Here is a 25,388-nt window from a genome sequence, read left to right as displayed (position 1 = left end):
ACAGAGATGCCCGTTTACAACGCCCCAACCCGCGATACGCGTTTTGTCATCAACGAATTGCTGCGCCTTGAATCCTACGGCAACCTGCCGGGGTTCGAAAGCGCCACGCAGGATATGACGGACGCAATCATCGAAGAAGCAGGCCGTTTCGTGACCGAAGTGGTCGCCCCGATCAATCTTTCGGGCGACAAGGAAGGCTGCACCCGCCACGCCGATGGCAGCGTCACCACGCCAGCCGGATTCAAGGTAGCCTATCGCCAGTATATAGACGGCGCATGGGGCACATTATCCGCGCCTGAGGCCTATGGCGGGCAAGGGCTGCCGCATGTGATGGGCTTTACGATGGAATTGTATCTCGCTTCGGCCAATCAGGCCTTTGCGATGTACCCCGGCCTTGCCAATGGCGCGATTTCGGCAATACGCGAGAAGGGTTCGCCCGAACAGCAAGCGATGTATCTGCCCAAGATGGTCAGCGGCGAATGGCTGGGCACCATGAACCTGACCGAGCCGCACTGCGGCACAGACCTTGGCCTGATTCGCACCCGCGCCGAACCGCAGGCCGATGGTTCTTATGCTATCACCGGCACCAAGATCTTCATTTCGGCAGGCGACCATGATCTGACCGAGAATATCATTCACCTTGTTCTTGCCAAAACGCCCGGTGCGCCGGAATCGAGCAAGGGCATTTCGTTGTTCATCGTGCCAAAGTTTATCGTCAATGCCGATGGGACATTGGGTGAAAAGAATGGCGTAAGTGTCGGCTCCATAGAGGAAAAGATGGGCATTCATGGCAACGCTACCTGCGTTATGAACTATGATGGTGCCAAAGGCTGGATCGTTGGCGAGGAGAACAAGGGCCTTGCTGCGATGTTCATCATGATGAACGCCGCGCGTCTTGGCGTGGGGATGCAAGGCTTGGCGCAAGCTGAGGCAGCTTACCAGAATGGCTTGGCCTATGCGCTCGATCGCCGTCAGGGCCGCGCTTTGACCGGGCCTGCCGAACCGAACGAGCGTGCCGACCCGATCATCGTCCACCCCGACGTTCGCCGCATGTTGATGGACGGCAAGACCTTCGTAGAGGGCATGCGCGCCTTGTGCCTGTGGGGCGCGCTTCAGGTTGACCTGACGCATAAGGGCGCAACCGAGGCTGACCGTCAGGAAGCCGACGATCTGATCAGCCTGCTCACCCCGGTGATCAAGGGATATGGCACGGACATGGGCTATAAAGTTGCCACCGACATGCAGCAGATCTGGGGCGGCCACGGCTATATTGCCGAAAATGGCATGGACCAGTTCGTGCGCGATGTGCGGATCGCGATGATCTATGAAGGTGCCAACGGCGTTCAGGCGATGGACCTTGCCGGGCGGAAGTTGGCGCTTAACGGTGGCCGCGCAGTGCAACGCCTGTTTGCGCTGGTCGATGGTGAATGTGCCGAGGCCAGTGCCGATGAAACCGTCAAACTGGTGTCAGAACGCCTAGCCAAGGTTACGGGCGAGATGAAGGCCGCTACGATTTGGTTCATGCAGAACGCAATGACCAATCCCAACAATCTGGGGGCAGGCGCATATCCCTATATGACGCTTACAGGCATCGTATCGCTTGGCCTGATGTGGCTGCGGATGGCCAAAATTGCCAGCGCTGCCATCGCCAATGGCGCAGAGGACAAGGCGTTCTATGAAGCCAAGCTTGCCTGCGCCCGCCATTGGGCCATGCGCCATGCGACAGAAGCTGGCGCGCTGCGTCGCGAGATTGAGGCAGGTTGCGAAACGATCATGGCATTGAGCGCCGATCAACTCGCTATTGCCTAAGGAACTGAATCGGGGGCGCCTCTTGGATCCCCCGGTTTATCCCAGAACCCCGGCTTATCCCAGAACTTCGTCCAAAAGATCCATCATCGCGCGCCAACTCTGACGATCGCCGCTTTCATCATAAGCGATGGCCGCGAGGCCGCGCTCGTCGCTGCCGGGATCGGTGAAGCCGTGTTTGACGCCGCTATAGCTGTGGAAGTGCCAATTGGCACCGGCTGCGTCCATTTCTTCCCAGAACGCCATCACTTGCGCGCGCGGAACCATCGGATCGGCATCGCCGTGGCATATCAGAATGCGTGGCTTGATTGCGCCGTTTGAGGCGGGAAGGGCAGTGTCTAGCAGCCCGTGAAAGCTGGCAGCAAGCACGAGATCCGCGCCATCGCGCGCCAGTTCAAGGGCCGCTTGACCGCCCATGCAATAGCCGATGGCCGCCACGGGTAATCCCGCGGCCGCTTCATGCCCGATCAGCGCGGCAAGATTGGCGCGCAGGCGCTGGCGATAATGTTCCGGCTCGGCGCGCAAAGCACCTGCCAATTCGCGTGCGTGATCGAAATCACGAACTTGCCAGCCATAAAAATCAGCGATCATCGCCACATAACCCGCCTGAGCCAGCATATGGGCACGGCGGATCATGGGCTTGTTGCCATTGACGATGGTTGGCAAGACCAGAACCGCTGCCCTCGCCACGCCCTCAGGCCGGACGAGAAACCCGGTTAAGGGAACTTCGCCGTCTTCAAAATCAATCTGTTCCAGCGCCATCGCGGTTTATTCCGGCAGGAAATCGGGAACCGAGAGGTAGCGTTCGCCGGTATCGTAATTGAAGCCGAGCACGCGGCTGCCTGCCGGGAGGCTTGACAGTTTTTGCGCGATGGCTGCCAGCGTCGCGCCGGAAGAAATGCCTACGAGCATCCCTTCTTTTGAGGCGGAAAGCCGCGCCATTTCCTTGGCGTGGGCGGGATCGACCTGAATAGCCCCGTCGATCGATTGGGTGTGCAGGTTGCCGGGGATGAAGCCTGCGCCTATGCCTTGGATCGGGTGGGGCGCGGGCTGTCCGCCAGAGATTACCGGCGATAGGGTTGGTTCTACGGCATAGGCTTTCAGTGCTGGCCAGTGGCGCTTGAGCTCTTCGGCGCAACCGGTCAAATGTCCGCCGGTGCCGACGCCGGTAATCAGCACATCAATCGGTTCATCCGCAAAATCATGCAAGATTTCCTGCGCGGTTGTCCGCACGTGGATATCCACATTGGCAGGGTTATCGAACTGTTGCGGCATCCATGAACCGGGGGTTTGCTCGATCAATTCCTTCGCGCGTTCGATCGCGCCCTTCATGCCCTTTTCACGTGGCGTAAGATCGAATGTCGCACCATAAGCCAGCATTAGGCGGCGACGTTCGAGCGACATCGATTCCGGCATGACCAGAACCAGCTTATAGCCTTTCACCGCTGCTGCCATGGCAAGACCGATTCCGGTATTGCCCGAAGTCGGCTCGATAACAGTGCCGCCGGGTTTCAGGCTGCCGTCTGCTTCGGCGGCCTCGATCATGGCAAGGCCGATACGATCCTTGATCGATCCGCCAGGATTGGCGCGTTCGCTCTTCACCCATACCTCGTGGTCGGGAAACAGGCGGGAGAGGCGAACGTGCGGCGTGTTGCCTATGGTGGCAAGGATGGAATCCGCTCTCATTTCGCTGTGCTCCTTCAGGTGAATTTTTGGGAACTTAGGATGATCTGTATCGAGCTGCAAAGGTTCGTGCGTTCTTCAGTTCCGGAAAAAACACAAACCAAGCGGCTGTAACGACAATTGCGCCAATGCCCCCTGCAATAACGGCTCCCACGGCGCCAAACAATGCAGCCGCAACGCCCGATTGCATCTCGCCCAACTCATTCGATGCCGAGATCGCAAGGCCCGAGATTGACGAGACGCGACCGCGCACATCATCAGGTGTGTGGAGTTGGACCAGGGTCGAGCGGATGAACACCGAAACCATATCGCCAGCCCCAATCCCGGCCAGCATGAGCAGCGACAGGTAATAGTTCGTCGACAGACCAAAGCCGATGGTGAAAACACCAAAGACCGCAACGCCCAGCAGCATCTTGTTGCCGACGTTGTCTGCAATCGGGCGCGCGGACAAAACGAATGCGACCAATGCAGCCCCGAGCCCGGGCATGGCCCGCATAATGCCAAGTCCGTCAGGGCCGACGGGTTGGCCATCCACCATCAGGATGTCGCGCGCGAAAACCGGCAACAAGGCGGTTGCGCCGCCCAGCAATACCGCAAACAGATCCAAAGTAATGCAGCCAAGCAGGAAGCGATCATTCCAGACGAATGACATTCCTTCGCGGATTTGGCGGACAGGATGAACGTTGCGATTGCCAGCAGGTGGTGGCAAGCGCCGGATCCCGAACACGCACAGCGCAGAGAGCGTGAGCAATACCGTTGATGTCCAGTAGGGTAGCGAGGCGTGTCCGGCAAAAAGCAGTCCGGCAATCGCCGGGCCACCAACCGAGCCGATCTGCCAAGCCATCGCATTGATCGCGATTGCTTTAGGCATCAGTTCGGCCGGAACAATATTGGGCGCAATGGAAGACAGGGCAGGGCCGATGAATACCCGCGCCGTGCCGTGGAGCGCTGCAAGGCCGAAGAGCAGCGGAAGCGTCAACATATCAAACTGCGTGACGAAGACCAAACATAGCGCAATGCACAGATCAAGGCAGATGGCTAGTCCTGCAATCATCCGCCGGTCGAATCGGTCAGCCACAAGGCCTGCAACGGGCGTTAGCAAAAAAAGCGGCAGAAACTGGGCGAGGCCTAGCAAGCCGAGTTGAAACGCGGCTTGGGCAATGGTCATGCCGTATTCGCTGCGCGCCAAGTCGTAGAGTTGATAGCCAAGGATCACCACCATTCCGGTGGTGGCGACCACCGAAAAAAAGCGCGAAATCCAGAAACGGCGATAGTCGGGGATCTCAAGCGGCGATTTTGGGACAAGCGAGACTGGTTGGGCGGTGTTGGTCACGCCAAGCGCAATGCCAGCGTCAGCGCCTCATGCCAAGAAAGCAAATGCTGCCAAGTCTCACATTTCCGTTGTTAGCGGAGAAGTCAGTTGGTTGAGCGCAGCTTGGGATTGGGCTGGAAGCTTTTGATCATCTTGGTGAAATCATCCAGTCGGACGATCCGTTCAAACTGAAAGCCTGCCCGTTCGCCATCGATCCAGACCAGGAATGCTTCAATTTTGCCCACTTGCGGCAAGCGGATCGTCACGCGGTCACCCCGCCCAAGCCCGTCAATCCCCGTGGCCATGAAGCCTGTGGTCGAGACATTCACCAGTTGCAGCATGATATCGCCACGTGCACGATGCTCACCGATAATCGGCAAGTTCATGTCGTGCCTGGTCGAACGACGCAAGTCGGTGACTGAAAGCTGTGCTCCGCCGCGCATCGTTCCTCCTTGGCGTCCGTTGTGGAGAAACCGCTATAGGACACTAATGGCGAACATTTCGTAAATCGCCGGCAATTGCTTGCCGGTAGCGGCAATGGTGTGCCGTTAGGATTGCCGAAACCTTACTATCAGGCGCGGCGCAGGATACCGTGCTTCTTTTTGCCCGAAGACACTCGGATTTCCTTATCTTTTAGCGCGATACGGAAGCCTTCGTCGGTTATCGGATTGCCATCAACACGCGCTCCGCTGCCTGCAACCAGCCGCTTTGCCTCGCCACGGCTTGCCGCAAATCCAAGGCCGACCAGCGCATCGATGATGCCGATATCGCTTTCAGCCACATCGAACGTCGGCAAATCCTGCCCGAGTCCGCCACCGGCAAAAGTGGCCGCGGCGGTCGCTTCAGCAGCCTTCGCGGCCTCTTCACCGCGTACCAAACGCGTCACTTCATTTGCGAGCACGATCTTTGCGCTATTGATCTCGCTGCCTTCGAGCGATTCAAGGCGCATGATTTCATCCAGCGGCAGATCGGTGAACAGGCGCAAGAACTTGCCGACATCGCGATCATCGGCGTTGCGCCAGTATTGCCAAAAGTCCCACGCTGGCAGGGCGTCTTCATTGAGCCAAACTGCGCCGGCGGCGGTCTTGCCCATCTTCTTGCCGTCAGCCGTGGTGAGCAGCGGGGTGGTCAGGCCGAACACTTCGCGCCCATCCTTGCGGCGGGTGAGCTCGATCCCGTTGATGATGTTGCCCCACTGGTCCGATCCGCCCATTTGCAGGCGCACGTCCATCGCCTTGTTGAGGTGGCGGAAGTCATAGCCTTGCAGGATCATGTAATTGAATTCGAGGAAGGTCATCGGCTGTTCGCGATCCAGCCGCAGCTTCACCGAATCAAAGGTGAGCATGCGGTTGACGGTGAAGTGCGTGCCGACTTCCTGAAGCAGTTCGATATAGCCAAGCTGGCCCAGCCAATCGTGATTGTTGACCATGACCGCATCGGTCGGGCCATCGCCGAATGTCAAAAGGCGCGTAAAAACCTGCCGGATCGAGGCGATGTTGTCCTCGATCGTCTGGTCAGAGAGCATCTTGCGGCTTTCATCGCGCCCAGTGGGATCGCCGATGCGCGTGGTGCCGCCACCCATTAGCACGACCGGCTTGTGCCCGGCCTGTTGCAAGCGGCGCAGCATCATGATCTGGACAAGGCTGCCGATATGCAGCGATGGCGCGGTTGCGTCGAAGCCTATATAACCCGGCACAACGCCCTCGTTCGCCAGCTTGTCGAGGCCTTGCGGGTCAGTCAGCTGGTGGATGTAGCCGCGCTCGTCAAGCATGCGGAGGAGGGTGGATTGGTATTGGGTCATCGTGGCCTTCTTAGCTAATGGCGGCGCGCGTAGCACGGAGAAAAGCGCTTGGAAACGTTCGAGCTTATTCCGCATCCGGCAAATCCGCCGCTGACGGTATCATCGGTGCAGGCGCGCATACTGTCGCTGGACGCCAATTGGCTGACCTTGCGGTGGCGGGTGGAGGGGACAGCGCAACTGGTAGTCTCACCCTTTTCGGGCAAGTGCCGCGCCGACGGGCTTTGGCAGGCGAGCTGCTTCGAGCTGTTTGTAAGGCCTGAAGGCGGCGATGCTTATGCCGAGTTCAACTTGTCGCCATCGCAAAGCTGGGCGGCTTATGATTTCACCGGCTACCGTAAGGGCATGGCCGATCGGCCATGCCCGCGCGATCCGGTGTGCACGCCGCGCCGTGGGCAATCGGTGTTGATCTTTGACGCGGCGATTCCGTCCGCTGCGCTGCCGCTACTGCCTTGGGCTTACGGGCTCACTGCGGTGATCGAGGAGCATGGCGGGCACAAGTCCTATTGGGCCATCGCGCACCGCGAGGATAAGCCCGATTTTCACAGCGAGGCTTGCTTCGCGGCCAAGCTTGCGGCACCTGCTGCCTGATGAAGTTCGGTATCGATCGGCTGTTGGCCGACCCCGCCCTGCGCAGCCCCCTTGAAGGCCGCCGCATCGCGCCTGTTGCGCATCCTGCCTCGGTGACGGAGGGGCTGGTGCATTCGCTGGATGCGCTGGCGGCGTGTCCGGGGATCACGCTGTCCTCTGCGTTCGGGCCGCAGCACGGGCTGAAGGGCGACAAGCAGGATAACATGGTGGAGACCGCCGACGAGTTGGACCCAATCTATGGCATCCCGGTGTTCAGCCTTTACGGCGAGGTCCGCCGCCCGACGGCGCGGATGATGGACAGCGCCGATGTGTTCCTGTTCGATCTGCAAGACCTTGGCTGCCGGATCTATACCTTTGTTACAACGCTGCTTTATCTGCTTGAGGCGGCCAGTGGCACAGGCAAGGCGGTGTGGGTGCTTGACCGGCCCAATCCCGCTGGCCGCCCGGTTGAGGGCACCACGTTGCTGCCCGGTTGGGAAAGCTTTGTGGGGGCAGGGCCGATGCCGATGCGCCATGGGATGACGCTGGGCGAGATGGGCCACTGGTTTATCAAGCACTTCAAGCTTGATGTGGATTACCGCGTGATTGCGATGGAGGGCTGGGAGCCTGAGGCGGGGCCGGGATTTGGCTGGCCGGAGAGCCGCATCTGGATCAACCCTTCGCCCAATGCCGCGAATCTTAATATGGCGCGCGCCTATGCCGGGACGGTAATGATCGAGGGCGCGACGGTTTCCGAAGGGCGCGGCACCACGCGGCCCTTGGAAGTGCTGTTCGGCGCGCCCGATGTGGACGCCAAGGCGGTGCTGGCGCAGATGCAGGCCTTCGCGCCGCAGTGGATGACTGGCTGCGCGGTCCGCGAATGCTGGTTCGAGCCGACGTTCCACAAACATGCCAAGACTTTGTGCAACGCGCTGATGATCCATGCCGAGGGCGCATTTTACGATCACAACACGTTCCGTCCGTGGCGGCTTCAGGCGCTGGCGTTCAAGGCGATCCGCACCCTCTATCCCGATTATCCGCTGTGGCGCGATTTTCCCTATGAGTACGTGTTCGACAAGCTGGCAATCGACGTGATCAACGGCGGGCCTGCCTTGCGCGAATGGGTCGACGATTCGGCCTCCACCGCCGCCGATCTCGACGCGGTGGCAGGGCCGGACGAGGCCGCATGGGTGGAAGAACGCCGCGCCTTCCTGCTCTATTGAGCACCGACTTTGTTCAGGTTTGCGGTGTTCAACCTGAACAGGTTTACACAGTTTACACTGTCCTGAGGAAAGTGTCAGGGGGCCGGTGAGGGTGTGCCTTTCGGGGGCGTGTTTGGGGACGTGCCCGCAGCGGGTTAGCGCTGCGTGGGCTGTGCTGTGCCGGAGGTTTGACAGGTTCAAGGAGCGGGTGGATCGTAGGGATTTGGGGGCGTGTAGGACAGCGGTTTGTACCACTCCACCATCCTGCGGATGGTCCCCCTCCCCGGGGCGGGGAGGAAATTTAGTGCTTCTTCCGCGTCAATTCGCGCATGGCGCCGTCTAGGCCTTCGAGGGTAAGGGGGTACATCGAGCCGCCGAGGATGTTTTTGAGCATTTTGGTGGACTGCGAATAGGTCCATTGCTTTTCGGGGACGGGGTTTAGCCAGACGGTGGCGGGGTAGGTTTGCGCGACGCGTTGCATCCAGACCGCGCCGGATTCTTCGTTGAAGTGTTCGACGCTGCCGCCCGGGTGGCTGATTTCGTAAGGGCTCATCGCGGCATCGCCGACGAAGACGACTTTGTAATCGTGGCCATATTTGTGGAGCAGGTCCCACGTGTTCGTGCGATCGGTCCAGCGGCGCTTGTTGTCTTTCCACACGCCTTCATAAAGGCAGTTGTGGAAGTAGAAGAATTCCATGTTCTTGAATTCGGCGGTGGCGGCGCTGAACAGTTCTTCGACCAGCTTGATGAACGGGTCCATCGATCCGCCGATATCGAGGAATAACAGGAGTTTGACTGCGTTGCGCTTTTCCGGGCGCATCTTGATATCGAGCCAGCCCTGGCGGGCGGTGCCTTCGATGGTGCCTTGCAGATCAAGCTCGTCTGCCGCGCCTTCGCGGGCGAAGCGGCGCAGGCGGCGCAGCGCGATCTTGATGTTGCGGGTGCCCAGTTCGCGCGTGTTATCAAGATTTTGGAATTCGCGCTTTTCCCAGACTTTGATGGCGCGGTTGTGTTTGCCTTCGCCGCCGATGCGAACGCCTTCGGGATTATAGCCGCCATTGCCGAACGGGCTGGTGCCGCCGGTGCCGATCCATTTGTTGCCGCCCTGATGGCGCTTTTCCTGCTCCTCCAGCCGCTTTTTGAGCGTGTCCATGATCTCGTCCCAGCTACCGAGGGCTTTGATCTTTTCCATCTCGTCAGCGGACAGGAATTTTTCGGCGATGGCTTTGAGCCAGTCTTCGGGGATATCCACCGGGCGCTGGCCGTAATCGGTGAGCACGCCTTTGAAGACTTTGTTGAACACCTGATCGAAGCGATCGAGCATGCCTTCGTCTTTCACGAAGGTAGTGCGGCTGAGGTAATAGAAGGCTTCGGGCGTCTGGTCGATCACGTCTTTGTCGAGCGCTTCGAGCAATGTGAGATGCTCTTTGAAGCTGGCAGAGATGCCGGCGGCGCGCAATTCATCGACAAAATTGAAAAACACTTGGGACCGCTCCTTTGGCTTAACCAACTGATTAAGCGTTCAAGACCGGATCGGCAAGGGTGCGCGATGGGCTGGGGCGATATTGCGGCCATACGTATCGCCAAAAGAATCGGTTGAGTGGGGGGCGATGAGCGGTATTCCTTAACGGAAATGGTTAAGGAATGGTTACCATGAAGCGGTGGTTGGGCATTGGCGGTGCGGTGGCTGGCATGGCGGCGCTGATAAATCTGGCGTTGTTCGGGGCAGAGCAGCGCGCGGAGGCGCAGGCCTTGGCGGTGCAGAGCGCGCCTGCGGTGTCCGATGTGCTGCAATCAGGCGTGCTGATCGTGGTGAGCAAGGCATCGCAGCGGATGTACGTATTCAAGGACGGGGCGCTGTGGGATTCATCGCCCGTTTCCACCGGAAAGCGTGGCCATTCCACACCAGCGGGGGTGTTTCCGATCTTGCAGAAGCGGGTGCATCACCGATCGAACCTCTATAGCAATGCGCCGATGCCTTATATGCAAAGGTTAACGTGGCGCGGCGTAGCGATCCATGCCGGACGGCTGCCGGGCTATCCCGCATCACACGGGTGCATCCGGCTGCCTTATAGCTTTGCCCGCGCGCTGTTTGCGCTGACGAATGCGGCATCGACCACGGTGGTTGTGACGAACGAGGCAGTGCGGACGGACGATGTGGCGGTGACGCTGGCGCTGAATGCGCAGCGACCACGGCCGGTGGTGCCGTGGGTGATGCCCCAGCCGGGTGTGGCGCTGGCGGCGGCGCCTGTGGCTGTGCCTGTGTCTGGGCCTTATGCGGGTTCTGGGCAGACGATCCAGTTGGCCGCCGAGGCCAGCGTGGGAGAGGCCGAGGCGCGATGGGCATCGCTGGTGACGGCTTATCCAGAGCTTGCAGGATTTCGCAAGGCGGTGATCCCGGCTGTTGTGGGCCAGCGACAGTTCTATCGCCTGCGCGCCAGTGCGCCGGGCGCGCATGCCTATTGCGCTTCGCTGAAACGCGCGGGGGCGGATTGTTTTTCGGTGAGTTAGCGCTGATTAGCGCCAGCACGTGTATTTTATATTGTTAGGTTTGCGAACAATTGACTATGGTGTCCCCATTCGGAGAGGATACCATAATGACGCTCAAACTCTATAGCTTTGGCCCTGCTGCCAATTCGATGAAGCCGTTGCTAACGGTGTTTGAAAAGGGCTTGGAGGTTGAAAAGCACCGGCTTGATCCGGCCAAGTTTGAACATCACACCGATTGGTTCAAGGCGATCAATCCGCGCGGGCAGGTTCCGGCGCTGGTGGATGGTGGCAAGGTCATCACCGAGTCTACGGTGATCTGCGAATATCTTGAGGATGAGTATCCGACCGAAGTGAAGTTGCGCCCCGCCGACAGCTATGGCCGCGCGCAGATGCGGGTGTGGACCAAGTGGGTGGATGAATACTTCTGCTGGTGCGTTTCGACCATCGGTTGGCACCGTTACGTGGGCAATATGGTGAAAGCACTGAGCGACGCCGAGTTCGAGGAAAAGGTGGCGGCGATCCCGGTGGTGGAGCAGCAGGTGAAATGGCGGCGTGCGCGCGAGGGCTTTCCGCAGGACATGCTTGAAGAGGAAATGCGCAAGATCGCGTTTTCAGTGCGGCGGTTGGACGATCATCTGGCCGATAACGAATGGCTGGTGGGCAATATGTTCAGCCTTGCCGACATCTGCAACTTTGCCATCGCCAACGGCATGCAGTTCGGGTTTGCGGACCTTGTGAATAAAGAAGCGACGCCGCATCTGCTGCGCTGGATCGAGCAGATCAACGCACGGCCTGCGGTGCAGGCGATGTTTGCGCAGGTCGAATTGGAGAAGTTGGGGCCGCGTGAATAGGCGCACGATTAAGCACGTTAATAGACAGGGCCACCATCCCCGGCCCCTCCTCTGAAGAGGAGGGGGGAAGGGGGGATCAATTCCCCGGGCGGCGGGCCATGAAGGCGAGGCGTTCGAAGAGCATGATGTCTTGTTCGTTCTTGAGCAGCGCGCCGTGCAAGGGCGGGATCGCTTTGGTGGGATCGCGGTTTTGCAGGACGTCCAAAGGCATGTCTTCGTTGAGGAGAAGCTTTAGCCAGTCGAGCAGTTCGCTGGTGGAGGGCTTCTTTTTGAGGCCGGGGACTTCGCGGACTTCATAGAAGATCTCCATCGCCTTTTTGACGAGGGTCTTCTGGATGCCGGGGAAGTGGACATCGATGATCGCCTGCATGGTCTGGCGATCGGGGAACTTGATGTAGTGGAAGAAGCAGCGGCGCAGGAACGCGTCGGGCAGGTCCTTTTCGTTGTTCGAGGTGATGACAACGATGGGCCGTTCAACGGCGGTGACGCGCTCTTGAGTCTCATAGACGTCGAAGCTCATCCGGTCGAGTTCCTGCAAAAGATCGTTGGGGAATTCGATATCAGCCTTGTCGATTTCGTCGATCAGCAGCACGGGCAGCTTGGGCGCGGTGAAGGCTTCCCAGAGTTTGCCCTTTTTGATGTAGTTCGAAATATCGTGGACGCGCTCATCACCCAACTGGCCATCGCGCAGACGGGCGACGGCATCGTATTCATAGAGGCCTTGCTGGGCCTTGGTGGTGGATTTGACATTCCATTCGATCAGCGGCGCGCCGACGGCCTTGGCAATTTCATGCGCCAGCACGGTCTTGCCAGTGCCGGGTTCACCCTTGACCAGCAGCGGGCGGCGGAGCAAAACTGCTGCATTGACCGCAACCTTCAGATCATCGGTTGCAACGTAATTGCTGGTGCCTTCAAAGCGCATCGGCGAATCCTGTCTGATTAATCGTTCGGTTAGGCGTTAGATTGCAGGGCTTTCGAACGCAAGGGGATGGCGTTCCTGACTTCTGTGTCAGAAAAGGTGTTGGTAGATGACGTGAGCGTCAGTTACGCGGGCAGCTTATGTGACGCAAGCGTCAGTAACGTGGTGCTGTGTCAAAGTGTTGTCTGGAAGTCCTTTGTCGAAGCCTGCGATTGCCCGATACCAGCGGGCAGTGTAGGCCCCGCGCGCAATGCTTTTCACCCAACGATCACATGATGCCAGGGGCTATGGCACCTCACCGCGCGAGCGGGCGGTTTCGTTTGTGGCGGCGCTGCTGATTTGCGCGATGGTGTTCATCGTGATCGTGCAGATGGGCGGGGTGACCAAGTTCGGCGAACCGGGCGGCGATAGCCTGATCGCGATTGATCTGGGGACCGAACCCGACAAGGGCGAGAAGGACAGCCCTGAGCCGGAGAAGGCGCAAGAGCAGGCCGATAGCGCCGATGTGCCGGTGGAGGTGACGCCGGTTTTGCCGCCGCCAGTGCCCATTCCCGGCAAAGTGCAGTGGCCCGAGGGCTTTATCGAGCTTTCGCGGCAGGACTATGCCGCCAGCGATATCCGCAAGATGAAGCGCGCCGAAGGGGGCGGGCAAGCAGGCGCGGGCGGCGGAAGTGCGGGCGCAGAGGGCAAGGGCGACGGGCCGGGCGGGGTGCGGCTGCACAACGCGCAATGGTATCGCGAACCAACCGACGCCGAGATCGCGCCCTATATGCCAAACAACCGCCCGCCGGGAGCGTGGGCGGTGATCGCCTGCCGCACCATCGAGAAGTATCACGTCGAGGACTGTCAGGAGATGGGCGAATCTCCGGTGGGTTCAGGACTGGCGCGGGCGCTGCGCCAAGCCTCGTGGCAATTCCTCGTGCGGCCACCGCGCGTGAATGGAAAAGCGCAGGTTGGCGAATGGGTGCGGATACGTTTTGATTTTACGCGAACGAAGGTTGAGGGGGCGGGTTAGGGCACCGTTTGACAATAAGCGCACGGATTTGTATTTCATGTGCATGGCACAAATGAACATATCTCTGCCCGACAAGCTAAAAGAATGGATCGAAGGCCGCGTGGCTGATGGTTCGTTTGCCAGCAGCAGCGATTATGTGCGCGATCTGGTGCGGCAGGATCAGCGTGAGGCTGCGCGACTGGAGCATTTGCGGGCCGAGATTGCGAAAGGCCGTGCGTCCGGGATCAGTTCCCGTTCAATCGAAGACATAATCTCGCAGACGCAGGAGCAGTTACAGGAGCGTGGTGAAGGTTGAACTCAGCCAACCTATAAAACTTATCTATGAACGGCTGTAAGGCCTGAAAAAGCTGAGATCGAGTTTCAGTGCTTTGGTTTCAGAAACACCAAGGCGCTCTTCAATCAGCAGCGTGATGATGTCGTCGATTTCAACCAGTTCGATTGGGGTCGCGTTCTCCCGCGCTGCTGCTTCTTTCGCAGCGCGCGTAAAGTTTGCTGTTGTGAGAAAGATCCCACGCTCAGCTCGTCCCTGAATTGCTCCCCGAAAATCACGAATGGCACCGGGGCCGACTGGCGCCGTGTAGCGCTTACATTGGAACATGACTTTGGTTCGGACAAACCGGTTGAGCCGAAGATAGCCCTCTCCATCAATCCCTTCGTCACCGGTGCGACCTGTGACGTTTACGCTTTCAAATCCGAGGTGGCGGAGCAATCTCGCGCTAAGTTCCTCAAAGCCTTTGTCATCAAGATTTTGAAGGATTCCGAAAAGCTGATCCTGAATATCTTTTTGGTTTATATAAAGATCATCGTCTGGAGAAGCATTCTCATCGACCAAATTCGATGCCGGTGAAGCCTGAGCGCTATCGGTGTCCGAAGTTGACGTTTCAGACTGTTCTTCTTTATTCCAATTACCTTCAAGTCTTACGTTATGAAAAATCTTTAACGCGTCGCTGTGGGTTAGATTTGCCTTCCGACCCATGTCGGTAAGGACCCAAATGCCTCTTTTCTCGGTTTCAATATATCCGGCTTTCGCAAGATAGAATCTGGCCCAATGAACCTTATTTTCAAACTTCGACTGACCGCTTTTATTGATCTCCTCGATTTCGGATTTGGGAACTTGGATGCTGCTCTCAATCCACTCGAAGACTTCCTTTGGCGTGGCAGATGAACCCAATGCCTTGAGTGCGCTCAATACCGGCTGAAAGTATTGAACGAACTTTGGGCCTTTTAATTGGGTCATTGCAATTCCCTGCATTTATCAGACCTATTTGCGAACAGGTGCCGTCACGCATCAATCAGATCAGGGTCCAGTTCGCCCGCCCTGTTCTGGATGAACATGAACCTTTGCGCGGGATCGCGGCCCATAAGGCGGTCGACGAGGTCCTTCACCGCCGCGCGGCCTTCGTATTCGGGGGGTAGGGTGATGCGGATGAGGCTGCGGGTGCCGGGGGCCATGGTGGTTTCGCGCAACTGGTTGGGATTCATTTCGCCGAGGCCCTTGAAGCGGCCCACATCGACCTTTTTGCCTTTGAACTTGGTGGTTTCCAGCAGGATGCGGTGGGCTTCGTCCTTGGCATAGGCCGAGGTGCTGCCGTGCGTGATGCGGTAGAGCGGGGGTTGGGCAAGGTAGAGGTGGCCGCGCCGGACGAGTTCGGGCATTTCCTGGAAGAAGAACGTCATCAGCAGGGTTGCGATGTGCGCGCCATCGACATCGGCGTCGGTCATGATGATCACGCGGTCATAGCGCAGCGCATCGGGGTTGCAGTCTTTGCGCATGCCGCAGCCCAGCGCCAAGGCGAGATCGGCGATTTCCTGATTGCCACGGATTTTATCGGCAGATGCGCTGGCGACATTAAGGATTTTACCGCGAATGGGCAGGATCGCCTGCGTTTTGCGGTCGCGCGCCATCTTGGCGCTGCCGCCTGCGGAATCGCCTTCGACGATGAACAGTTCGGTTTCGCCGCTGCCTTCGCCTGTGCAATCCGTCAGCTTGCCGGGAAGGCGCAGCTTGCGGGCGCTGGTGGCGGTTTTGCGTTTGACCTCACGTTCCGCTTTACGACGGAGCCGCTCGTCCATGCGTTCCATCACCGCGCCGAGCAGGGCTTTGCCGCGCTCCATATTGTCGGTGAGGAAGTGATCGAAGTGATCGCGCACGGCAGCTTCGACCATGCGCGCGGCTTCAGGCGAAGTCAGGCGGTCTTTGGTCTGGCTTTGGAACTGGGGATCGCGGACGAAGACCGAGAGCATGATTTCGCTGCCGGTGATCATGTCTTCAGGCGCGATGTCTTTGGCTTTTTTCTGGCCGATCAGATCGGCGAAAGCGCGAATGCCCTTCGTCAGCGCGGCGCGCAGGCCTTGTTCATGGGTGCCGCCATCAGGCGTGGGGATGGTGTTGCAGTACCATGAGTACGATCCATCGGACCACAGCGGCCAAGCGATAGCCCATTCGACGCGGCCCATTTCTTGGCCCTCAGGGCCAGCAGGAAAGTCTTGCGTGCCCGAGAACGGCAGCGTGGTGACGCATTCGCGGCCCGAGACTTGTTCGGCCAAGTGATCGGCCAAGCCACCGGGGAATTGGAACACGGCTTCGGCGGGGACATCATCCGAAACGAGGCCGGGCGCGCATTTCCAGCGGATTTCAACGCCTGCGAAGAGGTATGCCTTCGAACGCACCAGCCGGAACAGGCGAGCGGGTTTGAACTTGGCATCGCTGCCGAAGATTTCGGTATCGGGCACGAAGGTGACTTGCGTGCCGCGCCGGTTGGGGGCGTTGCCGATTTTTTGCAGCTTGGTGGTGGGAAGCCCGCGCGAGAATTCCTGCGCATAAAGCTCTTTGTTTCGCGCCACTTCGATGCGGGTGAGCGAGGACAGCGCGTTGACGACCGACACGCCGACGCCATGGAGGCCCCCGCTGGTGGCATAGGCTTTCCCTGAGAACTTGCCGCCAGAGTGCAGCGTGGTGAGGATTACTTCGAGCGCGGATTTGCCGGGGTATTTCGGGTGTTCATCGACCGGAATACCGCGACCGTTATCCGATATGGTCAGGCGGCCTGCGCTGCCGGGCTCTTCTTCAAGGTACACTTCGATGCGGTTGGCGTGGCCTGCGACGGCTTCGTCCATCGCATTGTCGAGCACTTCGGCCGCGAGGTGGTGGAGCGCGCGTTCATCGGTGCCGCCGATATACATGCCGGGGCGGCGGCGGACAGGTTCGAGGCCTTCGAGAACCTCGATTGCAGAGCCGTCATAGGTTTCGCCAGCGGTGGTGGCGGGGAGTTTGTCGAAGAGATCATCGGACATGCGAACGGGTATAGAACACGGGTGAATCCGTGTGCAAGCGTTGCAGTGTGCTTATCCGGTGCTTTTCGTGGAATTGGCGTTGTTGGGAGGGTTTTGCACCGAGGCACAAGAGAAGAATGGTTCGCGCAGAGGCGCAGAGGAAAAAGAGACCGCTGAGGTGTTGCGCCAAGCCGCAGGCTTGTTTGCATGGCACGATATGTGAAGCGAGTTGCGGCTGCGCCGATAGCGCCGCATCTTCGCGCTCTCTTTTTCCTCTGCGCCTCTGCGCGAAACAAACTTAAAACTTCGTCGGTGCCGGGCTGACGGTTGTGAACGTGCCCGCCGACACTTGGCGGACTTCCATCGCGCGTTCGGCCATGCCTGATGCGCTGAAGCGGAAGACGCCGTCGAGGCCGATGAAGCCTTGCGGGTCATAGAGCTTGCCGGTGGGGAAGGTGGTGCCGGGTTTCCACGTACGTGCCACGTTAAGCGTTAGCAGCACGCTATCGTAACCCAAAGTGGCCAGCCGCGACGGGATCGCGCCGAAGCGGCTACGGTAGGACATTTCGAATTTGCCGAAGCGCCCGTCAGACACAGCGGCGAACCACGCGCCGCGCATGGCGGGCGAAGTGGCGATGGTGGCGTCGCCGCTCCACAATTCGGTGCCGAGCAGCTTTACGCCTTTGCCCGCAGCGGTGGCCGCCTGAAGCGCGATGCGGCTGCCATCGGCGATGAGCAGCGCGTCGAACCTGCCTTTGTCTTTGGCGCGGCGGACAGCGCTGGCGACGGAGGTGTTGCCGCGATCATAGGTTTCGATCGCGGTGACGGTGACGCCATTGGCGCTGGCCGCAGCGACGAGCCCTGCGGTGGCGCGCTGGCCGTAATCACCGGTGGGGATGATTGCGGCGACAGTGTTCACGCCGCTGGATTTGGCGAAGCCGAGCACGCGGGCGATGGATTGGCCGGGGGCCTGACCCATCACGAAGACATCGCGCGAGGCCACGGCGCTATCGTTGGAATAGGTGATCATCGGCACTTTGGCGGCGCGTGCGGCATCGGCCACAAGCACCACGTCTTCGGACAGCAGCGGGCCGAGAATCAGCTTGTTGCCATCGGCAATGGCTTTGGTGGCAGCGATGCCTGCGCCGGCGGCAGTATCATAGGTGGTGATGCGCAAGTTTGCCGCATTGGTATCAAGCAAGGCCATCGTGGCGGCATTGGCGATGGATTGTCCGACAGCGCCGCTGGCACCGCTCATCGGGATGAGCAGGGCGATGCGGTGACGTCCGGCATCGGTGGGCAAGACATTGGCGTCGGGCGCTTTTTCAGTGGGTTCTGGGGTGGGGGCAATGCCGCCTTTGGGAATGACGGCACACCCGGCTAGCAGAGCCAGAGAGCTTGCGGTGATGCCTTTCACGATCCAGCGCCGTGATGGCATTGCGGCAGAATTGCGCAAATCGCCTTTGTGCGTGTTCATCATTACCGGCTCACCCTCTTGTCGCACATTGCTGCTCGGTCCATGACATACTGCATGGAAAACCCACCGCTTGAGCCCGGCCTCTACATTGTAGCAACCCCTATTGGCAATCTTGGAGACGTGAGTCGTCGCGCGATTGAAACGCTTGAGCGCTGCGGCGTGATTGCGTGCGAAGATACGCGGGTGACGGGAAAGTTGCTTAACCTGTTGGGCCTGCACAAAGTTATGCGGCGTTATGACGATCATGCGAGCGATGGCGCGCGTGAGGCTCTCTTGTCCGAAATGGCGCAAACTCCTGTGGCATTGGTTTCTGATGCTGGCACGCCGCTGATTTCCGATCCTGGTTACAAGCTGGTGCGCGAGGCGCGGGCGCGCGGGATAGCAGTGACATCGGTGCCGGGGCCGAGCGCGCTGGTGGTGGCGCTATCGATGGCGGGCTTGCCGACGGACCGGTTCATGTTTGGCGGGTTCCTGCCAGCCAAGGACAAGGCGCGCGGCGATGTGCTGGCGGAACTGGCGAGCGTGCCTGCGACGCTGGTGTTTTACGAAACGGGGCCGCGTTTGGTGGCATCGTTGCAGGCATTGGCGCTGAAGCTGCCGGGGCGCGAGGTGGCTGTTGCGCGGGAATTGACCAAGCTGCATGAGGAATGCCGCAGTGGCAGACCGGAGGAACTGGTGGCGCATTACACAGCAAATCCGCCGAGGGGGGAGATTGTGCTGCTGGTCGGGCCGCCTTTGGCGCAAGAGGCTCCTGCCGAGGACGTGATCGAGGCTGAATTGCGCGCGGCTTTGGCGGAAATGTCGACATCGCAAGCTGCGGGCAAAGTGGCCAAGGCGCACGGGCTGGACCGCAAAGCGCTTTATGCCTTGGCGATGACGTTTAAATCGTGAGCCGTGCCGAAGCCGAGAAGCGCGGACGCAAGGGTGAGACGCTGGCGGCGTGGTGGTTGCGGCTAACCGGGTGGCGCATTCTGGCGCAGCGGGTCAAATTGCCGGTGGGCGAGGTGGACCTTGTCGCGCGGCGGGGGCGGACAGTGGCCTTTGTCGAGGTAAAGTGGCGGCGCGACGGGGCGGCGTTGGCCGGATCTATCGATGCCTACCGTTTGCGGCGCGTGGCGCGGGCCGCCGAGGCGATTGCGCCCAAATTTGTGCGGGCAGGCGATTCAATGCAGATTGACGTGATCTTGATTGCGCCCGGACGCTGGCCGCACCGGATCGCCAATGCCTGGCAACCCGGCGCGTGACCTGAAAGACTTAGTGGGCTGGCGGAGTGTGGTGATCATCCTTTTTGTGATCATCCTTGTGATCTCCGGCGTGCTCGTCCTTCTTGTGCTCACCGTCCTTTGGAGCAGGTGCGGGGTGAGGATCAGGATTGGCAACGGCCATGCCCGACCAGCCGAGAACGGCAACAGCAGCGGCGGCGGCAGTGATCAATTTGCGCATCGGGACTTCCTTATCGTGAATTTCATGGAGCGCCGGTTCAGCGCTGGCGTTAAAATGGTCGCACAGGACATAAATCGGCCTTAAGGCGCGGGTGAGATAAACCCCTGAGGTATAGGTAAGCCATGACACTGCGCGTTGCTGTCCAGATGGACCCACTCCATTCGATCAATATCGTCGGAGATTCGAGCTTTGCGCTGATGCTGGCTGCGCAAGAGCGCGGGCATGAGGTGTTTCACTATGATGTTGGCTCGCTTTCGCTGGATGAGGATGATCGGCTGATTGCACATGTGACCCCTGTGACCGTGCAGGCGGTGTTGGGTGATCATTACAAGGCGGGGGACAAGCGCCGGTTGGACCTTGGGCGCGACATCGATGTGGTGCTGATGCGGCAGGACCCGCCGTTTGACATGGGCTATATCACCGCGACGCATCTGCTGGAGCGGATCGAGGGCGAAACGCTGGTGGTGAACAACCCGCGCAGCGTGCGCAATGCGCCGGAAAAGGTGATGGTGCTGGATTACCGCCGGTTCATGCCGCCAACGCTGGTGACACGCTCGGTGGATGAAGTGCGCACGTTCCAAAAAAAGCACGGCGCGATTGTGATCAAGCCGATCCACGGCAATGGCGGCAAGGCGATCTTTCGCGTTTCGGAGGAGGGCGAAAATCTGGGTGCGCTGTTCGAGGTGTTCAACCAGACTTGGCCCGAACCGCACATGGTGCAGGCGTTCCTGCCCGAGGTGGCATTGGGCGACAAGCGCATCGTGCTGGTAGATGGCGAGATTGCAGGCGCGATTAACCGCCGTCCGGGTGAGGGAGAGTTCCGGTCCAACCTGGCCGTCGGCGGTTATGCCGAGAAGACGGAATTGACCGAGCAAGAGCGCGAGATTTGCGCCGCCTTGGGGCCGGAATTGAAGCGGCTCGGGCTAATCTTTGTGGGCATTGATGTGATTGGCGGCAAATGGCTGACCGAGATCAACGTGACATCGCCGACCGGGATTGTGGCGATTGACAAGTTCAACGGCACCGACACCGCAGGGATGATCTGGGACGCTATTGCGGCGCGGATTTAGGGGCTTTGCTCGGACGTCACCACCTGGACGCCACTACCCCCACTCCCCTCCTCTGAAGAGGAGGGGGCTTTTTTTATTGAACCACTTTGCGGAAAATGCGTTGCCCCCGGTATGAATGACTGGATTGTCCAATTGATCGAGGGCGGTGGCTATTGGGGCATTGCGTTCCTGATGGTGATCGAGAACGTGTTTCCGCCGATCCCTTCGGAACTGATTATGGGGCTTGGCGGGATCGCGGTGGCGCGCGGGCGGATGGAGTTTTGGCCGCTGATGCTGGCAGGCACGGTGGGATCAACGCTGGGCAACTATTGCTGGTATCTGCTGGGGCGCAGCCTGGGGTATGAGCGGTTGAAGCCGTTTGTGGACCGTTTCGGGCGCTGGCTGACGGTGGAATGGGAGGACGTTGAGTATATCGTCCGCTTTTTCCAGCGGCATGGCCAATGGGTGGTGTTTGCGGTGCGGTTTGCGCCGCTCATGCGCACGATGATTTCGCTGCCTGCGGGCCTTATGCGGATGGGCCACCGGTGGTTTCTGGTGTTCACGTTTGCAGGCGCAGCTATCTGGAACGCCATTCTGGCAGGGGCCGGCTATTATCTTGGTCGCAACTTTGACGATTTGGAGAAATTTACCGGGCCAGTGGCCTTTGCAACGATCGGGATTGTGGCGATGGTCTATATCTGGCGCGTATTTATGTGGAAGCCGCGCACGAAAGCTTGAAAAATCGAGTTTAACAGCCATAGACATCTTTACCCGTAATTGGCGGGGTTAGCAGATTTATTAGAATTAAAGGTATCAGTTATGGCAGTGAAAGCAGTGTGCATCGTAACGCGCAGTGAAGAAGGGCGTGGTGCGATTGCGGTGAGAATGGATAATGACGAGAACGTCTATTTCCCTTTGAGCGTTACCGAAGCGCTAGAGTTGGAAGAGTTTGAAGAAGTGGAAGCGATTATGGTGCGCAATGATCGCAGTGATCCGCCATGGCGCGCGATCCGCGCCCGGTTGCCTGATTCAGGCCAACCGGAATAGCAGCAACAGAAAAGGCCCCCGTTTTGCGCGGGGGCCTTTTTTCTGTGTATTTGGTTATTTGGCGTCCTTCGCCAACCATTCTTCCAGCCATTTGATTGTGTAATCACCGCTGAGGAAGTCTGGTTGATCCAGCAAACGCTGGTGCAGCGGGATCGAGGTTTTAGGGCCTTCGATGACCATTTCCTTGAGTGCACGCCTCAACCGCATGATGCAGCCTTCGCGCGTGCGGCCATACACGATCAGCTTTGCGATCATGGAATCATAGTACGGCGGTATTTTGTAGCCAGCATAGAGCCCTGAATCTACGCGGACATGCATGCCACCTGCCGCGTGATAGCCCCTTACCAGGCCCGGCGATGGCGCAAATGTGAACGGATCTTCCGCGTTGATGCGGCATTCAATCGCGTGGCCTTTGAACTCGATCTCTTCCTGCTTGACCGACAGCGACTTGCCATCGGCAATGCGGATTTGTTCTCGCACGAGATCTACGCCGGTGATGGCCTCCGTCACCGGATGCTCCACCTGAAGGCGGGTGTTCATTTCGATGAAATAGAATTCACCGTTTTCCCAAAGGAATTCAATCGTTCCGGCACCGCGATAGCCCATATCGGCCATGGCGCTGGCGACGATTCCGCCCATACGATCACGCTCTTCCGGCGTGATGACGGGTGAGGGCGCTTCTTCAAGCACTTTCTGGTGGCGGCGCTGGAGTGAACAATCGCGTTCACCCAGATGGATCGCATTGCCATTTCCATCGCCGAATATCTGGAATTCGATGTGGCGCGGGTTGCCGAGGTACTTTTCGATATAGACTGTGGCATCGCCGAACGCGGCCTTAGCCTCGCTACCGGCTTGCTGGATCAGCGTTTCCAGTTCGTCCGGGCCGTTGCACACCTTCATGCCGCGACCGCCGCCGCCCGATGCGGCCTTGATGATTACCGGATAGCCGGCCTTTTCGGCAATTTCCTTGGCTTCGGCCAGATCGGAAACCGCGCCGTCCGATCCGGGAACAAGCGGAAGGCCAAGGGCGCCAGCGGTTCGCTTGGCCTCGATCTTGTCGCCCATGGTACGGATATGTTCGGGCTTGGGACCGATCCACGTGATGCCGTGGGCTTCGACGATTTCGGCGAACTTGGCGTTCTCTGAAAGGAAGCCGTAGCCCGGATGGATCGCGTCAGCGTGGGTAATCTCGGCAGCCGAGATGATTGCGGCGACATTGAGGTAGCTGTCTTTGGCCGCAGGCGGGCCAATGCAGACGGCATGATCGGCAAGCCGCACGTGCATGGCATCTGCATCGGCGGTGGAGTGAACCGCGACTGTTTCAATGCCCATTTCGTGCGCGGCGCGATGGATGCGCAGCGCGATTTCGCCGCGATTGGCGATGAGGATGCGTTTGATGGCCATTTGCGGCCCTTTATGCGATTACGACGAGGGGTTGGTCAAATTCGACCGGCTGCGCGTTCTCTACGAGAATCGCAGTAACGGTCCCAGCGTTTGGCGCAACAATCGGGTTCATCACCTTCATCGCTTCGATGATCAGCAGCGTATCGCCTGCCTTTACCGTCTGTCCGACCGAGACGAAATTGGGAACGCCGGGTTCACCCGCGAGGTAGCATGTGCCGACCATTGGTGATTTGACGGCGTTTGCATCAACCACAGGTGCGGCCACGGGCGCGGCTGCTGGAGCGGCGGCAGCAGGCGCGGCGACAGGTGCCGGTGCGGCGGCGGCAAAGTGCTGCACAGGTGCTGCGGTCAATTGACGGGCGACGCGGATTTTGCGGTCACCGTCTTCAACTTCAATTTCGGACAATCCGGTTTCGGCAAGAAGTTCAGCCAGTTCTCGCACCAGCTTGCCGTCGATTGCCATATTTTCGGCCTTTTCGCCGCGGTCGTGCCCCATTTTTTTGTTCCTCGCGGGTATTGTCACAAGCTTGGTGCCATGCCCGCATGCCGTGCTGCTGGCAAGAGGTTGTGTATTCTGCGCGTGGAAAAGCTTGGGCCTAGAGCCGCGCAGCAGCCTCTAGCGCGACGACATAGCTATTGGCACCGAAGCCAGCGACGGAGCCCTTGGCGGCCATGCCGACGAGGGATTTGTGGCGGAATTCCTCGCGCTTATAAGGGTTTGACAAGTGCACTTCGATCACGGGCACGGTGATCGATTTGATGGCATCGTGAATGGCGACGGAGGTGTGGGTATATGCGCCTGCGTTGAGCAAGACCGCTTTTACGCCACTGGCGTGGGCTTCGTGCAGCCAATCGACAAGGTGGCCTTCGTGGTTTGACTGGCGCACATCAACCTCAAGGCCGAGCTCTTGCGCGCGGTCCTCCAGCATACCTGCGATATCATCGAGCGTATCAGAGCCGTAAATCTCGGGTTCACGCAGGCCGAGCATGTTGAGGTTGGGTCCGTTAAGCACGAAAACGGTCGTGCTGGCCCCTGATGCGTCGGAAAGGGCGGGCTCGGTCATGGCAAATCCCTGGGAAGGTGGCAGTTGCAGAACCTGATAGCTTGTGCCCGCAGACAAGCAAGCGGTTGCGGCACAGTGCCGTTGGACTGTACCGGTTATGGAAGAGGTGTCAAAACTGTCCTGGAGGTCCGCCCTGACCCGGTGATGGCGGGCCGATCATCTGCGTGGGGGGTGATGGACTATCGCCGAAACCTTCTTCCTGAGACCCGGTTTCTTCCGGCATTTCTTCAGGCTCCGAGAACCCCCCGCTGGAAGACGAACTGCCTGAAGCGGCCAGCGAAAGTGCCTCTTTGGAGCGCTGCTCGGCTTGCTCGGCCTTGGCCTCGACGGCAGCAAGGCGAGCTTCCAGATCGGCATTGGGGGAAGGGCTGCTGCCACACCCTGCAAGCAGAAGGGCGGGCAACAGCATAAGGTGAGCGCGGCGCGGTTTGACGCCGGTATGAAGTGCAGTGGTGGCTTTAATCTGGTTATGCATGGTCGTTTTGGCCTGAACATGTGCTATTCAGGCAATAGCAACGGAAGGTTACCAGAAGCTAACCACACTTTTTGGAATTTTTAGCGGTCCGAGCCTTTGAGCTTGCCCCACTGGCGTGCGGCGGTGTAGCCAAGGTAGCCGGTGCCGAACAAAGCATAGAGCGGTTCGGGCAAGCCATTGAGATAGGCATTGATGCCGCTGGCAATGGACTGGGCGGCTTCGGGCCGGAATGCAGCGATGATGCCCATCGGCAAGGCCCACAGGATCATGGCATACATCACATAAAGAAAACCCGGGCGCGCGCGGCTTGTCCAAGGATCGGAGGAGTGGGCTTCGGCGACAATGGCCGACATCCGGGTGCGCAAGTGTTCCAGCTCTTGCGTGCCTTCAAGCTTGAGCAGTTCAAGCTTGGCGCGGTCGCGCGCTTCCTTGTCGGGGATGACTTTGTCGAGGATTTTGGTGACCGGTGAGATCAAGGCTTCAAAAAATGACATTTGACGGGCGTCCTTC

At 59.2% G+C, this 25,388-nt stretch carries 28 protein-coding genes; 12 read left to right on the top strand and 16 right to left on the bottom strand.

Features of this window, described 5'->3' with window-relative positions:
- The first annotated feature begins 6 nt into the window (after positions 1-6).
- Positions 7-1,809 (top strand): acyl-CoA dehydrogenase C-terminal domain-containing protein, encoded by a 1,803-nt coding sequence (locus IP81_RS13670; protein ID WP_054108512.1) that lies wholly within the window; start codon positions 7-9, stop codon positions 1,807-1,809.
- A gap of 54 nt (positions 1,810-1,863) precedes the next feature.
- Here IP81_RS13670 and IP81_RS13665 read toward each other — a convergent pair whose 3' ends face one another.
- From IP81_RS13665 to tyrS, 5 genes are all read right to left on the bottom strand, one after another.
- A complete protein-coding gene (locus IP81_RS13665; RefSeq protein ID WP_054108511.1) occupies positions 1,864-2,568 on the bottom strand; it encodes a dienelactone hydrolase family protein in 705 nt (234 codons plus the stop codon).
- 6 nt (positions 2,569-2,574) lie between these two features.
- Entirely contained in the window at positions 2,575-3,492 is a 918-nt protein-coding gene (gene cysK, locus IP81_RS13660; protein ID WP_054108510.1) for a cysteine synthase A, read from the bottom strand.
- Positions 3,493-3,526: 34 nt separating this feature from the next.
- Positions 3,527-4,822, bottom strand: a complete 1,296-nt coding sequence (locus IP81_RS13655) for an MFS transporter (RefSeq protein WP_054108509.1) — start codon at positions 4,820-4,822, stop codon at positions 3,527-3,529.
- Between the two features lie 83 nt (positions 4,823-4,905).
- Positions 4,906-5,244, bottom strand: a complete 339-nt coding sequence (locus tag IP81_RS13650; RefSeq protein ID WP_054108508.1) for a pilus assembly protein PilZ — start codon at positions 5,242-5,244, stop codon at positions 4,906-4,908.
- 128 nt (positions 5,245-5,372) lie between these two features.
- Positions 5,373-6,602 carry a tyrosine--tRNA ligase gene (tyrS, locus tag IP81_RS13645; RefSeq protein WP_054108507.1) on the bottom strand — a complete coding sequence of 410 codons (1,230 nt, stop codon included), beginning with the start codon at positions 6,600-6,602 and terminating at the stop codon, positions 5,373-5,375.
- Between the two features lie 48 nt (positions 6,603-6,650).
- Between tyrS and IP81_RS13640 the strand changes: the two genes are divergently transcribed.
- Together IP81_RS13640 and IP81_RS13635 are read left to right on the top strand one after the other, a co-directional pair.
- On the top strand, positions 6,651-7,190 hold the full coding sequence (locus IP81_RS13640) for a DOMON-like domain-containing protein (protein WP_054108506.1): 540 nt from the start codon (positions 6,651-6,653) through the stop codon (positions 7,188-7,190).
- Positions 7,190-8,392, top strand: coding sequence for an exo-beta-N-acetylmuramidase NamZ domain-containing protein (locus IP81_RS13635; protein WP_054108505.1), 1,203 nt, complete (start codon positions 7,190-7,192; stop codon positions 8,390-8,392). The genes IP81_RS13640 and IP81_RS13635 overlap by 1 nt, the downstream gene beginning before the upstream one ends.
- Before the next feature lie 280 nt (positions 8,393-8,672).
- Here IP81_RS13635 and IP81_RS13630 read toward each other — a convergent pair whose 3' ends face one another.
- The gene (locus IP81_RS13630) at positions 8,673-9,854 is read right to left on the bottom strand and encodes a VWA domain-containing protein (protein WP_054108504.1); all 1,182 of its coding nucleotides are present in this window, start codon (positions 9,852-9,854) and stop codon (positions 8,673-8,675) included.
- Between the two features lie 170 nt (positions 9,855-10,024).
- On the opposite strand from IP81_RS13630, the gene IP81_RS13625 reads away from it, so the two are divergent.
- Positions 10,025-10,882, top strand: coding sequence for a L,D-transpeptidase family protein (locus tag IP81_RS13625; protein ID WP_082356169.1), 858 nt, complete (start codon positions 10,025-10,027; stop codon positions 10,880-10,882).
- Positions 10,883-10,968: 86 nt separating this feature from the next.
- Positions 10,969-11,712 (top strand): glutathione S-transferase family protein, encoded by a 744-nt coding sequence (locus IP81_RS13620; protein ID WP_054108503.1) that lies wholly within the window; start codon positions 10,969-10,971, stop codon positions 11,710-11,712.
- Between the two features lie 76 nt (positions 11,713-11,788).
- Here the strand turns inward: IP81_RS13620 and IP81_RS13615 are convergent, their stop codons facing one another.
- Positions 11,789-12,634, bottom strand: coding sequence for a MoxR family ATPase (locus IP81_RS13615; RefSeq protein ID WP_054108502.1), 846 nt, complete (start codon positions 12,632-12,634; stop codon positions 11,789-11,791).
- A 247-nt stretch (positions 12,635-12,881) separates the two neighbouring features.
- On the opposite strand from IP81_RS13615, the gene IP81_RS13610 reads away from it, so the two are divergent.
- Together IP81_RS13610 and IP81_RS13605 are read left to right on the top strand one after the other, a co-directional pair.
- Entirely contained in the window at positions 12,882-13,646 is a 765-nt protein-coding gene (locus IP81_RS13610) for a hypothetical protein (protein WP_054108501.1), read from the top strand.
- Between the two features lie 52 nt (positions 13,647-13,698).
- On the top strand, positions 13,699-13,941 hold the full coding sequence (locus IP81_RS13605; RefSeq protein ID WP_231626667.1) for a type II toxin-antitoxin system ParD family antitoxin: 243 nt from the start codon (positions 13,699-13,701) through the stop codon (positions 13,939-13,941).
- Positions 13,942-13,965: 24 nt separating this feature from the next.
- Here the strand turns inward: IP81_RS13605 and IP81_RS13600 are convergent, their stop codons facing one another.
- From IP81_RS13600 to IP81_RS13590, 3 genes are all read right to left on the bottom strand, one after another.
- Complete coding sequence (locus IP81_RS13600; protein ID WP_054108499.1) at positions 13,966-14,883, bottom strand: restriction endonuclease; 918 nt, start codon at positions 14,881-14,883, stop codon at positions 13,966-13,968.
- 44 nt (positions 14,884-14,927) lie between these two features.
- A complete protein-coding gene (parE, locus tag IP81_RS13595; protein WP_054108498.1) occupies positions 14,928-16,940 on the bottom strand; it encodes a DNA topoisomerase IV subunit B in 2,013 nt (670 codons plus the stop codon).
- A 277-nt stretch (positions 16,941-17,217) separates the two neighbouring features.
- Entirely contained in the window at positions 17,218-18,399 is a 1,182-nt protein-coding gene (locus IP81_RS13590; RefSeq protein ID WP_231626657.1) for a penicillin-binding protein activator, read from the bottom strand.
- A gap of 51 nt (positions 18,400-18,450) precedes the next feature.
- Here IP81_RS13590 and rsmI point away from each other — a divergent pair, with 51 nt between their 5' ends.
- Positions 18,451-19,287 carry a 16S rRNA (cytidine(1402)-2'-O)-methyltransferase gene (gene rsmI, locus IP81_RS13585; RefSeq protein WP_054108497.1) on the top strand — a complete coding sequence of 279 codons (837 nt, stop codon included), beginning with the start codon at positions 18,451-18,453 and terminating at the stop codon, positions 19,285-19,287.
- Complete coding sequence (locus tag IP81_RS13580; RefSeq protein ID WP_054108496.1) at positions 19,284-19,640, top strand: YraN family protein; 357 nt, start codon at positions 19,284-19,286, stop codon at positions 19,638-19,640. Before rsmI ends, IP81_RS13580 begins: the two co-directional genes overlap by 4 nt.
- A 10-nt stretch (positions 19,641-19,650) precedes the next feature.
- On the opposite strand, the gene IP81_RS20465 is transcribed toward IP81_RS13580, so the two are convergent.
- Positions 19,651-19,839, bottom strand: a complete 189-nt coding sequence (locus IP81_RS20465) for a hypothetical protein (protein WP_157573203.1) — start codon at positions 19,837-19,839, stop codon at positions 19,651-19,653.
- A gap of 122 nt (positions 19,840-19,961) precedes the next feature.
- Between IP81_RS20465 and gshB the strand changes: the two genes are divergently transcribed.
- The 3 genes from gshB (at position 19,962) to IP81_RS13560 (ending at position 21,935) form a co-directional block, all read left to right on the top strand.
- Positions 19,962-20,909, top strand: coding sequence for a glutathione synthase (gshB, locus tag IP81_RS13570; RefSeq protein WP_054108494.1), 948 nt, complete (start codon positions 19,962-19,964; stop codon positions 20,907-20,909).
- Between the two features lie 111 nt (positions 20,910-21,020).
- Complete coding sequence (locus IP81_RS13565; protein ID WP_054108493.1) at positions 21,021-21,626, top strand: DedA family protein; 606 nt, start codon at positions 21,021-21,023, stop codon at positions 21,624-21,626.
- Between the two features lie 81 nt (positions 21,627-21,707).
- On the top strand, positions 21,708-21,935 hold the full coding sequence (locus IP81_RS13560) for a hypothetical protein (protein ID WP_054108492.1): 228 nt from the start codon (positions 21,708-21,710) through the stop codon (positions 21,933-21,935).
- A gap of 54 nt (positions 21,936-21,989) precedes the next feature.
- Here IP81_RS13560 and accC read toward each other — a convergent pair whose 3' ends face one another.
- From accC to IP81_RS13535, 5 genes are all read right to left on the bottom strand, one after another.
- Positions 21,990-23,339, bottom strand: a complete 1,350-nt coding sequence (gene accC / locus IP81_RS13555; RefSeq protein ID WP_054108491.1) for an acetyl-CoA carboxylase biotin carboxylase subunit — start codon at positions 23,337-23,339, stop codon at positions 21,990-21,992.
- A gap of 10 nt (positions 23,340-23,349) precedes the next feature.
- Positions 23,350-23,835: an acetyl-CoA carboxylase biotin carboxyl carrier protein gene (gene accB, locus IP81_RS13550; protein WP_054108490.1), complete on the bottom strand. Its 486-nt coding sequence runs from the start codon at positions 23,833-23,835 to the stop codon at positions 23,350-23,352.
- 100 nt (positions 23,836-23,935) lie between these two features.
- A complete protein-coding gene (aroQ, locus tag IP81_RS13545) occupies positions 23,936-24,403 on the bottom strand; it encodes a type II 3-dehydroquinate dehydratase (protein ID WP_054108489.1) in 468 nt (155 codons plus the stop codon).
- 109 nt (positions 24,404-24,512) lie between these two features.
- Positions 24,513-24,878, bottom strand: a complete 366-nt coding sequence (locus IP81_RS13540) for a hypothetical protein (protein ID WP_054108488.1) — start codon at positions 24,876-24,878, stop codon at positions 24,513-24,515.
- Between the two features lie 80 nt (positions 24,879-24,958).
- Complete coding sequence (locus tag IP81_RS13535; protein ID WP_054108487.1) at positions 24,959-25,372, bottom strand: holin family protein; 414 nt, start codon at positions 25,370-25,372, stop codon at positions 24,959-24,961.
- Positions 25,373-25,388 lie beyond the last annotated feature (16 nt).

It is taken from the genome of Novosphingobium sp. AAP83 (genome assembly GCF_001295795.1).
Lineage (GTDB): Bacteria > Pseudomonadota > Alphaproteobacteria > Sphingomonadales > Sphingomonadaceae > Novosphingobium.
Note: the sequence above shows the minus strand (reverse complement) of the source record. Positions and strands in the feature narration are given on the sequence as shown.